The organism is Nitrospirillum viridazoti CBAmc, from assembly GCF_000730165.1.
Taxonomy (GTDB): Bacteria; Pseudomonadota; Alphaproteobacteria; order Azospirillales; family Azospirillaceae; genus Nitrospirillum; species Nitrospirillum viridazoti.
Genome location: NZ_CP022111.1, coordinates 1,268,129 through 1,279,101, shown reverse-complemented (window position 1 = coordinate 1,279,101; position 10,973 = coordinate 1,268,129). Strand labels below are relative to the sequence as shown.

Sequence of the window (10,973 nt, the reverse complement as noted above, 5' to 3'; positions counted from 1 at the left end):
AAGGGCCTATCTATCGGGGGCGCGGTCGGATCAGGCCTCGCCCCCGAGTGCTTTTTCAGGAGTCTGATCATGAGACAGGGTGAAGTGGCGCCCAAGGCGCCGTGGATCGGCAACCCCCAAGGCGGGGTGACGGCGCCGGCCCCCATTATCCTGCCCGATCCGTCCACGCGCTTCGCCCGTACCTCCGGGCGCCTGGGCGTGCTGGCGGTCGACCATCCCATGGCGCAGTGGCTGGAGTTTTTGTGCGAGCTGTCGCAGGCCCAGCACGACGCGGCCGACATGATCGATGTGACCGGCCCGGATGCCGACGACGTGGCCACGGCCACCGACGCCGGCATGCCGCCCCTGGCCGCCGATGGCCATGAGCGCGACATCGTCTGGCGCGAGGCGCTGACCCTGGTCCTGCGCCATTTCGACCGCCTGCCCGAAGTGCCGGATCTGGTGGCCTCCGTCATCGACAGCCTGAACGAGGTGGACGGCGACACGCTGGAATACCTGGCCAACGACTTCCTCAGCGGCAACGTCGCGCCTGAGGATGCCGGCCGCGCCGTCTTCATCGCGGCGGCCCTGCAGGTCTATTTCACCAAGCTGGCCGCCACCCTGGACGAGTCCCAGGTGCATCTGCTGCCGGAGCGCGGCCTGTGCCCCTGCTGCGGCTCCACCCCGGTGGCGGGTGTCATAACCGCTTCCGGCTCCACGCCCGGCGTGCGTTACCTCTACTGCTCCCTCTGCTCCACCGCCTGGAACCATGTGCGGGCGGTGTGCATCACCTGCGGCCAGTCCGCCCACCTGTCGCTGAAAAGCGTGGAGGGGGAGAACGGTGCGGTGCAGGTGGAAACCTGCGACGACTGCCATACCTACGCCAAGATGCTGTACGTGGCCAAGGACCCCAGGCTGGACCCCTACGCCGACGATTTGGCCAGCCTGGGCCTGGACCTGATGGTGGCCGAGGTCGGCTGGCTGCGCCATGCGCCCAATCCGCTGCTGCTGGCGTAGGGAGAGACGGCCCCGGTTGATGATATCGGGGCCGGTTCCCTTAGACCGTCACCACCAGCTTGCCGAACTGCTGGTTCGATTCCAGGTGGCGGTGGGCCGCCACGATGTCGTCGAAGGCGAAGCTGCGGTCGATGATGGGCTTCAGCGCGCCGGACTCCAGGCCCTTGAGCACGAAGGCCTTGGCCGCCGCCAGCCGCGCGGGGTCGGTGGTGATCTCGTGGATCAGGTATCCGCGCAGCGTCAGGCTCTTGCCCAGCACGTTGAACAGGGGGAAGGGCGTCGGCTCGGGGCTCAGCGCGCCGTACTCGATCAGGATGCCGCCCCGGGCCATGGCGGCGGTCAAAGGCGTGAAGATGGGGCCGCCGATGGGGTCGAACACCACGCGCACGCCCTCGGGCCCCGCGATCTCCGCCAGCCGTGCCTCCAGGTCCTCCTCCGCCGACGCGACGACATGGGCGGCCCCGGCCTCCAGCAGGGCCTGGCGCTTGGCATGCGTGCGGGTGACGGCGATGGGGGTGGCGCCCACCATGCGGGCGATCTGGATGGCGGCCAGGCCCACGCTGCTGCTGGCCGCCGTGATGACCACGAAATCGCCGGCCGCCAGCTTGGCCAGGTCGATCAGGGCGCCATAGGCGGTGACGTATTGCATCCAGGTGGCGGCGGCCTCTTCCCAGCTGAGGGAGGCCGGGTGCTTCACCACCAGATGCAGGGGAAAGTTGGCCAGTTCGGCGTAGGCGGGCCACTCGATCTGTGAGGGCGGCGGCACCACGCTGACGGCATCGCCAACCTTGAGGCCTTCCACGCCGGCGCCCAGGGCCGCCACCTCGCCGGCCGCCTCAAAGCCCAGGCCGCTGGGCCAATTCTCCACCGTTTCGATATAGGCGCCGGTGCGTAGCATGGACTCCGCCCGGTTCAGGCCCAGCGCCTTGACGCGAATTTGCACCTGCCCGACGCCGGGGGGCGGTACCTCGGCCTCCTCGATACGCAGGACCTCGGGGCCGCCATGCTCATGAAAGCGGATAACGCGTGCCATGGTCATTCACTCCAAATCAATTGACAGGAATGAACATGAGCGTGACCGCCAGGCGGGATAAATGGGCTAGGATGCAGAACACTATGAACCAATGGTTTTTAATATGGACCGCTTGGGCAGCATGGCCGTCTTCGTCAAGGCGGTGGATCTGGGGTCTTTCGCCGCCGCCGCGTCGGCGCTGGGCCTGTCGGGCCCCATGGTGGGTAAGCACATCCGCTTCCTGGAGGAACGGCTGGGCGTGCGGCTGCTGAACCGCACCACGCGGCGGCAGAGCCTGACGGATTTTGGCCGGGCCTATTACGAGCGCTGCCGCGTCGTGCTGGCGGAGGCGGACGCGGCCGACGCCCTGGCCGCCGACCAGCTGGGGGAGCCGCGCGGCCGGCTGCGCGTGACCATGCCGGAGCATTTCGGCCGCCGCTGCGTCGTACCCGTGCTGCTGCAACTGGCGCGGCGTTATCCGGCGCTGGAGCTGGATTTGTCGCTGGGCGATCGCTTGGTCGACCTGGTGGAGGAGGGGTTCGATCTGGCCATCCGCACCGGCGGCCTGGCCGACCGCGCCGGCCTGATCGCCCGGCGCGTGGCGCGCCAGCGCATGGTGGTCTGCGCCGCACCCGCCTACCTCGCGGCGCATGGCGCGCCGACGGATCTGGATGACTTGGCCCGGCATGAGGGCATCATCTACCGCCGCTCCGCCCGCATTCCGCAATGGCTGTTCCCGCGCGACGGGCGCCCGGCGGTGGAGATGTTGCCCCGCCACCGCATCCAGCTGGACGATCTGGAGACCATCGCCGACCTGGCCGTGGCCGGCATGGGTCTGGCCTGGCTGCCCTCCTGGCTTATCCGTGAACAGCTGGCGTCGGGCGCGCTGGTGACGGTGCTGCCGGACCAGCCGGAGTATCTCTATGACGTCCATACCCTGTGGGTGCAGACGCCGCACCTGCCCCTGAAGGTGCGGGCGGCGGTGGATGCCCTGACCACCGCCCTGCCGGGCTACATGGGGCCGCGTTGCGACCTGGGGGGCGACCCGGGGGGCGAGAGCTAGAACAACGCCACCGCCAGATAGCCGCTGACGATGCCCAGCAGCACCACGCCGGCGATGACCGCCGCCAGCGCCTTCTGGGGGAAGGAGCGATGCAGCATGGCGATGGACGGCAAGCTGACGGGCGGCAGGGTCATCAGCAGGGCGCCGGCCGGCCCCACGCCCATGCCCAGCGACAGCATGGCCTGGATGATGGGAACCTCGCCCGCCGTGGGGATGACGAACAGCGTGCCGGCGATGGCGAAGGCGGCGATCCAGATGAACTGGTTGCCGATCTCCGGCCCGATGGCGGGGAACAGCCAGGCGCGGGCGGCGCCTAAGGCCAGGACGATGACGACGTATTCCGGGATCAGGCGCACCGCCATGCGGCCCAGGATTTTGAGCCAGCGGACAAAGGGGTTCTGCGCCTCCGCCTCCGCCTGCAGGGCCAGCAGGGCGGTCGCCTGATCGGGCATGGGGCTGACGCGGTTGGCCAGCAGGCCCAGGCCCAGCACCATCACCAGCCCCAGGGCCAGGCGTAGGCCCGTCCACTGCCAGCCCAGGACGAAGCCTATGAAGACCAGGGTGGCGGGGTTCAGCACGGTGTTGCCCAGCCAGAAGGCCATGGCCGCCCCGGGCGCCGCCTGCTGACGGCGCAGGCCCATGACCACCGGGGCGGCGCAGCAGGTGCACATCATGCCGGGCAGGGACAGCAGGCCGCCGGCCAGCACGCTGCCGAAGCCGGTGCGGCCAAGGGCGCGCGCCACCCAGGTGACGGGCAGCAGCGCCTGGATGGCGGAGCCCAGCAGCAGGCCCAGCACCATGGCCTGCCAGATGGCCTTGCCATAGGCCAGGGCATAGCCCACGGCCGCGTCCCACGACGGGGCCGGGGCGGCGGCGTCGGTGCCCATCAGGATGGACTTGCCGATGGCGTGGTTGGCCGCCGCCGCGAAGGCGCGGGCGTAATAGGGCGACCATTTCACGTAGAACAGGCCGGCGATGGCGATCAGGGCGACGATGGCGATCCCCACCATGGGGTGGGGGCGTCCGGGGGCGGGCGATGACTTCGCGGCGGTCAGGTCCATGGGGATGCGTCCGTGGCATAGGCTAGGTCCCGCGAGGGGCGGCGCGCCCCTCACGTCTTGGACCCGACCGGGCCACGGTTCGGCATCGGGAGCCCGCTATCGCCGCCCCTCATGGCGGGCGTCACGGCGATAGGCATCCTCGATCGAACAACTCCGGTCTTAACGCCGCTTGCAAATAAGGGCAATGTCCTTATCTGCAACGAGGTTGGTTTGCCTGCAGACAATACAAAAACCGGTCTTCCATACAATTGAAGGCGATAGAAATGTCCAATGACCCGATACGTTTGACCGATCTCGCCCACGGTGGGGGGTGCGGCTGCAAGCTGGCGCCGGCGGTGCTGCAGCAGCTGCTGGCGGGCCAGCCGCAGACGGCCGCCTACGCCAACCTGCTGGTGGGGACGGAAACGGGGGATGACGCGGCCGTCTGGCAGCTGGACGACCGCCATTGCATCATCGCCACCACCGACTTTTTCATGCCGGTGGTGGACGATCCGCGCGACTTCGGCCGCATCGCCGCCACCAACGCGCTGTCCGACGTCTACGCCATGGGCGGCCGCCCCCTGTTCGCGCTGGCCATCCTGGGCATGCCCTTGGGCAAGCTGGCGCCAGAGGTGGTGCGGGAGATTCTGGCCGGCGGCGCCAGCATCTGCGCCGAGGCCGGCATTCCCGTGGCCGGCGGCCATTCCATCGATTCAGGCGAGCCCATCTACGGCCTGGCCGTCATCGGCGTCGCCCCGCCCCAGGCCATCCGCCGCAACGCCACGGCCAAGGCCGGCGATGCTCTGATCCTGACCAAGGGCCTGGGCGTGGGCGTCTATTCCGCCGCCTTCAAGAAGCAGACGCTGGATGCCGCCGGCTACGCCGAGATGGTGGCCAGCACCACCTTGCTGAACCGCGTCGGCGCCACCCTGGCGCAAGATCCCGACGTGCACGCCATCACCGACGTCACCGGCTTCGGCCTGCTGGGCCACGGCCTGGAGATGGCGCGGGGCGCCGGGCTGACGCTGGCGGTGGAGTGGGACCGTTTGCCGTTCTTGTCCCAGGCCGCCCAATTGGCCCAGGCCGGCTTCATCACCGGCGCCTCCAACCGCAACTGGGCCAGCTATGGCGAGGAGACGCGCCTGCCCACCGACATCGCCCCCTGGCGCCGCGCCCTGCTGACCGACCCGCAAACCTCCGGCGGCCTGCTGGTCGCCGTGGCGCCGCAGCGGGCGGAGGAGATCTGCCGCCAGATCGTGGACGCCGGCTATCCCATGGCCCGCATCATCGGCCGGGTGACGGAGGGGGAACCGGTGGTGCGGGTGGTGTAGGCCGCTTCACCAGCGCCAGCGGTCGATCTTCTCGATGGTGAACTCGCCCTCTCCGTTTTCGGAGTTGGTCTTCACGCAATGGATGACGTCGCCGTTGGCTCCGGTGATGCGCAGCTTCAGCCAGCCAGCCGGCCAGATGTGCTGCGGGCCCGGGATGATGACATGGCCGGGCCGGCTGCCGGCCTCATAGGGGAAGAGGGTGAACAGCGGGTCCCGCATGATCAGGGCGATGTCCGACTGGAACAGCGTGGTGATGCCCAGGCCGTTTTCTTCCCGGGCGGCGACTGTGAAGTGGGGGTTGGCGGAGAGGTCGGCGGGGGAGATGTAGAAGTGGCGGGGGTCGTAGGTCGCCTCCACCTTGCGCACACCGTTGGCCGACAGGCGCAGGTGCAGACTGGCGTCGCCGTCGATGCTGGGGCTGAAGGCGCCGCCGGCGGCGCCGGCCGGGTTCTCGATCTTGGTGCCCGGCTGGCTGTTGCCCCGGCGGGGGAAGTCGGACGTGAAGCGGGCGCTGAAGCCCTGCTCGACGGTACCGTGGATCGGAACCTGCACGGGCTCATCGGCGGGCGGTACGGGTTTCCTGGGCATGGCTGTGCTTCCCCTTTGAGGCGCGTCGTGGTGAGCATGGGTGCCAAGGGGTAAGTAATTTTATCCAAAGGCGCTATGGATAACTGCCCGGCGATCCAAAATGCCGGGCAGGGACTTGGAGAATGGGTGAAGGCGGGCGGCGCGAGCCCGATGAGCTGAAAGAATGACTGTGGGGTGGGTGATGGCTGGGCTTCTAAAGAACCGCAAGGTCCTGTTGGGAACGCTGCTGCTTGCGGGGCTTTTCGGTGTGGGTATTTTCAAATTTGCGTGGAAGCCGACATACGATGTTGGCGGTGGCGTTTCAATGAAGCTGGTGAGAAATATCGCCATTCCGGACATTGGGAGAAGATTTTTCCTGGAACAGATCAAGGTGGATCCTTCTGGAACGAGGGTCGCTTTGTTATTGGAATTGAATTATTCATTATCTGTCATTTCAATCATCGATCTCGCCAGTGGAAAAGAATTGGCCAGAATAGATGACGGCGTTGGCATGAACTACATGGCGGACCAGAGTAATATTGATTGGAGCCCCGATGGCTCATTGATCATGATCGGCACGGCTTGGGCCAAAAGGGACACTATCGGCATCTGGGATTCCGGAACGGGGAAGGAAAAATATCGTGTCACCGTGGGTGGCGTTACCAGATCGCCCGCCTATTTCAGCCCGGACGGCAAAAAGATTCTGGTCAACCGATCCGATTTCCCCAACTCCGGTCGAATTGAAGTATACCAGATCGACAATAACGCACTGGTATATCAGGCTGACATGATAGTTCCGGCCATGGCCGTCGCGTGGGCCGGGCAGGACAAGATCGCCGCCATCGGCTGGTGGAACAAGGGGTTGGCCATAGGCGGCGACGTGAAATACGAGGACTGCGACGTGGTCGCGTCCTTATTGGACATTTCCTCCCATTCGGCGCCCACGTCTTTCCGTGTCGCGGGCGGATATCACAGCATGTCGGCGTCAAGCTGCGGGCTTCGCTGGATATCGGGACGGTCAAATAGGGACGGCGACAGGATATTGTTCCAGCCGTTCTTCATTATCGACGCGTCGGCGGCGAAGTTGATCAAAGATCTCGGTGACACTGGATTGGATCCAGGTCCCTATGTCGAGGACTTCCTTGGTGATCACAAAAACATCGCGGTCATTTCCAAGGATGCCGGGTCGACCATCTTTCTTGGCCCTGGCGCTTCCATCTTCGACATCCAGAAAGGCAAATATCCTGGGGGTGAGCATCTTCCAGGATGCTGCTCCCTGAGCGTGAACGCTCCCAACGGCATTTTGGCCGAATTCAACCAAGGCAAGATCAGCATATTTCAGATTGAGCGGGAGAAGAGGCCGTAGGGTGGGCTTTACGGCCACTGACGGGCGCGCCACTTATGGCATGCGCCTGAACGGCACCGGCGCCGGGATGCAAGCTTTGAGGGATGGCGGAAGGGAATGGGAGTCGAACCCACCCGGGACAGTCTCGCTGCCCCACCCGGATTTGAAGTCCGGACGCCCCACCAGGGGCGATTCCCTTCCGTATAAACCAAACTCACAAAACCACAGGCGGGCCGAACAAGTCCAGCCGGTGCGGATTGATGCGGCGCAGGTCACCCCGGCGCAAGGTCACGCCGTGGCGGTCGAAGAAGTCCAGGATCTGGATGGCGACCTTGCGGCCGTTGTCCATGCGGTCGCGGAAGGCCGCCGCCACGAAGGTGCCGCCGGGGGCCTGGGCCGCCACGTCCACGGCGATGGCCACCATCTCGCGCACCGTGTCGCGCAGGAAGAAATGATCGTGCGCCACCTGGTCGGCCCAACCCATGCGGCCGGCCAGCTTCAGGATGCGTCGCACCTCCCCCTCATCCCGGCCGGTGTCGGCGGCGATGTCGCGTACCCGTGGCGGGCGGAAGCGCACCTCCCCGCCCAGCAGGGGGGCGAGGTCGGCCCAGGCCGTCTCATCCGCCGGCGCCAGGCGCACGACGTGGCCGGCGAGGCGGATGAAGGCGCCATCCAGCGCCACCAGGCCCTGGGCCACGGCCTTGGCGATGGCGACGGCGAAGACGGGGGCGGGCAGGCGGGGCTGCACGGCCAGGCGCAGCTTCTCCCGCCCCATCCCCTGCAGGTCCGGGTTCTCGGCGTGATAGGCCGCCAGCGTTTCCGACAGATGGGCCAGGAAGGCGGCCCATCGTTCGGCCGACAGGGCGGTGCGCGTCTCTCCCTGGTCCAGCACCACCAGGTTCAGCGCCGCGGCCAGCGCCTCCGACGTGCCGTCGGGCAGGGCGTGGTCGCGGACGAAGACGGTTAGGTCGGCATGGTGCGGCGGGATGGCCAGCAGGGCGGCCAGGGCGGCCCCGGGCTCCGGTAGGGCCAGGGCGATGCGCTGGGCCACGCGCTCCGCCGTGCGCCGCCGGCGGGGCGGGGGGCGCAGATCGATGAAGCGGCCGCCGCCCAGGGTGTGCTGGGCCGAGACGTCGCGAATGACGTAGCGGTCGCCCACCGCCGCGGCGATGGGCAGTTCCAGCACCAGTTGCACCTGCGTGGCCTCACCGCCCGCCAGCGCCTCTTCCGACAGCAGGACGACGCGGGCGCCCACCTCCGCCGCCGCGTGGTGCAGGCGCACGGGGAACCATTGCGGCAGCGGCTTGGCCCCCGCCTCGCGCGGCAGCAGGCGCAGGCTGGCGTCGATGCGGTCGGTGGGGGCGTGCAATGCTGGGGCCAGCACCATGTCGCCCCGGTGCAGGGCTTCCTTGGTGATGTCGGGGCCGGCCAGGTTCAGGGCGCAGCGGTCGCCGGCGCGGCCTTCCTCCGCCACCGTGTTCTGGGCGTGCAGGGACCGGACACGCGCCGGCAGGCCGGAGGGGCTGACCGTCACGCTGTCGCCCACGCGCACCCGGCCGGACAGCACCGTGCCCGTCACCACCACCCCCACGCCGGTCAGGGTGAAGGCGCGGTCGATGGCCAGGCGGAAGGCGCCGGGGTCAGCCGCCGTTTTCGCCGCTGCCTGGGCGCGGGCCTCCCCCTCCAGCCGCCGGCGCAACGCATCGATGCCGGCGCCGCTGAGGGCGGAGACGGGCAGGATGTCGGCGCCGTCCAGGCTGGTGCCCGCCAGCGCCGCCCTGATCTCCGCCGTCACCGCCGCCAGGCGGTCGGGCGGGCCGAGATCCGCCTTGGTCAGGGCCACCAGGCCGTGGCGGATGCCCAGCAGGTCGATGATGGCCAGGTGCTCGCGCGTCTGCGGCATGACGCCGTCGTCGGCCGCCACCACCAGCAGGGCGTAGTCGATGCCGCTGGCGCCGGCCACCATGGTGTGGACGAAGCGCTCATGCCCCGGCACGTCGACGAAGCCCAGCGTGGGGCCGGCACCTTCGGGTCCATCTGGCAGGGGCAGGTAGGCAAAGCCCAGGTCTATGGTGATCCCCCGGGCCTTCTCCTCCTTCAGACGGTCGCCATCGACGCCCGTCAGCGCCCGGACCAGGGCCGTCTTGCCGTGGTCGATATGGCCGGCGGTGCCGATGATCATGGCAGCCGCAACTCCGCCAGGGTGGCGATGAAGGCGTCCTCATCACGCAGGCAGCGCAGGTCCAGGATCAGGCGCCCATCCTCGATGCGGCCAACGATGGGCCGCGACAGGGTGCGGAAGGCGGCCGCCAGCGCGCTCAACGCTGCCCCGCCCGCGCGGATGGCCAGGCCGGCGCTGGGCAGCGTGTCCAGTGGCAATGCGCCGGAGCCGATCTGGCTGTCGCAATCGCACACCCCCACCGTAAAGCCATCGCCCAGCACCTGGGCCAGCACGGGCGCCAGACGCCGGGCCTGCTCCGCGATCTCCCCTTGGGGGCGGGACAGCAGGGCCAGGGTGGGCAGGCGCTGGGCCAGGCGATCGGGGTCGCGGTACAGCTTCAGCGTCGCCTCGATGGCGGCCAGTCGCACCTTGTCCACCCGCAGGGCCCGTTTCATGGGGTTGCGGTTGAGGGCCTGGATCAGGTCGCGGCGGCCGACGATGAAGCCGGCCTGCGGCCCGCCCAGCAGCTTGTCGCCGGAGAAGGTGACCAGATCCGCCCCCTCCGCCACCGCTTCGCGCACTGTGGGCTCGCGCTTCAGGCCGTAGGCGGACAGGTCCACCAAGGTGCCGGACCCGAGGTCGTTCACCAAGGGTACCCCGACGCCATGGGCGATGCCGGCCAGTTCGGGCGCCGGCACCTCCTTGGTGAAGCCCTGGATGCGGTAGTTGCTGGTGTGGACCTTCAGAATAACGCCGGTCTCGGGCGTCAGCGCGCCCTTGTAGTCCTTGGCGTGGGTGCGGTTGGTGGTGCCGACCTCCACCAGGCGGGCACCGGCCTGGGCCATGATGTCGGGCATGCGGAAGGCGCCGCCGATCTCGATCAGCTCCCCCCGCGACACGATGGCGTTGCGGCCGCGTGCCAGGGTGTTCAGCACCAGCAGCACGGCGGCGGCATTGTTGTTGACGACGGTGGCGTCCTCCGCCCCGGTGAGTTCGCACAACAGGGCGCGGACATGGTCGTCCCGCTCGCCGCGCTTGCCGTCGTCCAGGTCGAATTCCAGGGCCACCGGATCACCCATGGCGGCCAGGGCCGCGTCCATGGCCTCCCGCGCCAACAGGGCGCGGCCCAGGTTGGTGTGCAGCACCGTGCCCGTCAGGTTGAACAGCGGGCGCAGGTTGGACCGGCCGGTATCCTCCAGCCGGGCCCCCGCCAGGGCGGCCACGGCGTCGGCATCCGGCACAGTGTCGCCGCCGGCCAGCAGGGCGGCGCGGGCCTCGGCCAGCACGGCGCGGATGGCGTCCGTCGCCGCCGTCCGGCCGTGGCGGTCCAGCAGGGGGGATGCGGCGGGGTGGGAAAGGACGGCGCTGATGGACGGCAGATCGCGGAGGTGCACGGGGGCAGGGCACTTTCGTTGGGGTGTTCCCCCTTTTGGCACATTTAAGAATTTGGTCAATCCC

Annotated in this window: 9 protein-coding genes and 1 tRNA gene; 4 read left to right on the top strand and 6 right to left on the bottom strand. The window is 68.4% G+C overall.

Annotated elements, in window-relative coordinates; genetic code table 11:
* Nucleotides 1-69 precede the first annotated feature (69 nt).
* Entirely contained in the window at nt 70-996 is a 927-nt protein-coding gene (gene fdhE, locus Y958_RS18870; protein WP_088873487.1) for a formate dehydrogenase accessory protein FdhE, read from the top strand.
* Between the two features lie 40 nt (nt 997-1,036).
* Here the strand turns inward: fdhE and Y958_RS18865 are convergent, their stop codons facing one another.
* Nucleotides 1,037-2,029, bottom strand: coding sequence for a zinc-dependent alcohol dehydrogenase family protein (locus Y958_RS18865; RefSeq protein WP_088874086.1), 993 nt, complete (start codon nt 2,027-2,029; stop codon nt 1,037-1,039).
* A 121-nt stretch (nt 2,030-2,150) separates the two neighbouring features.
* On the opposite strand from Y958_RS18865, the gene Y958_RS18860 reads away from it, so the two are divergent.
* Nucleotides 2,151-3,071: a LysR family transcriptional regulator gene (locus tag Y958_RS18860; RefSeq protein ID WP_244909457.1), complete on the top strand. Its 921-nt coding sequence runs from the start codon at nt 2,151-2,153 to the stop codon at nt 3,069-3,071.
* Here Y958_RS18860 and Y958_RS18855 read toward each other — a convergent pair.
* On the bottom strand, nt 3,068-4,132 hold the full coding sequence (locus Y958_RS18855) for a permease (RefSeq protein WP_211098616.1): 1,065 nt from the start codon (nt 4,130-4,132) through the stop codon (nt 3,068-3,070). The two genes, Y958_RS18860 and Y958_RS18855, sit on opposite strands and share 4 nt — an antisense overlap.
* A 263-nt stretch (nt 4,133-4,395) precedes the next feature.
* Between Y958_RS18855 and selD the strand changes: the two genes are divergently transcribed.
* Entirely contained in the window at nt 4,396-5,442 is a 1,047-nt protein-coding gene (gene selD / locus Y958_RS18850; protein WP_088873485.1) for a selenide, water dikinase SelD, read from the top strand.
* A gap of 6 nt (nt 5,443-5,448) precedes the next feature.
* Here selD and Y958_RS18845 read toward each other — a convergent pair whose 3' ends face one another.
* Nucleotides 5,449-6,030 (bottom strand): hypothetical protein, encoded by a 582-nt coding sequence (locus Y958_RS18845; protein ID WP_145727907.1) that lies wholly within the window; start codon nt 6,028-6,030, stop codon nt 5,449-5,451.
* Nucleotides 6,031-6,211: 181 nt separating this feature from the next.
* On the opposite strand from Y958_RS18845, the gene Y958_RS18840 reads away from it, so the two are divergent.
* Nucleotides 6,212-7,375, top strand: a complete 1,164-nt coding sequence (locus Y958_RS18840) for a WD40 repeat domain-containing protein (RefSeq protein ID WP_145727908.1) — start codon at nt 6,212-6,214, stop codon at nt 7,373-7,375.
* Between the two features lie 84 nt (nt 7,376-7,459).
* Here Y958_RS18840 and Y958_RS18835 read toward each other — a convergent pair.
* The 3 genes from Y958_RS18835 to selA all read right to left on the bottom strand — a co-directional run bounded on the left by Y958_RS18835 (nt 7,460) and on the right by selA (nt 10,909).
* Nucleotides 7,460-7,555: transfer RNA gene (locus Y958_RS18835), tRNA-Sec, on the bottom strand.
* A 13-nt stretch (nt 7,556-7,568) separates the two neighbouring features.
* On the bottom strand, nt 7,569-9,536 hold the full coding sequence (gene selB, locus Y958_RS18830) for a selenocysteine-specific translation elongation factor (RefSeq protein WP_088873482.1): 1,968 nt from the start codon (nt 9,534-9,536) through the stop codon (nt 7,569-7,571).
* On the bottom strand, nt 9,533-10,909 hold the full coding sequence (selA, locus tag Y958_RS18825) for an L-seryl-tRNA(Sec) selenium transferase (protein ID WP_211098615.1): 1,377 nt from the start codon (nt 10,907-10,909) through the stop codon (nt 9,533-9,535). The genes selB and selA overlap by 4 nt, the downstream gene beginning before the upstream one ends.
* Nucleotides 10,910-10,973 lie beyond the last annotated feature (64 nt).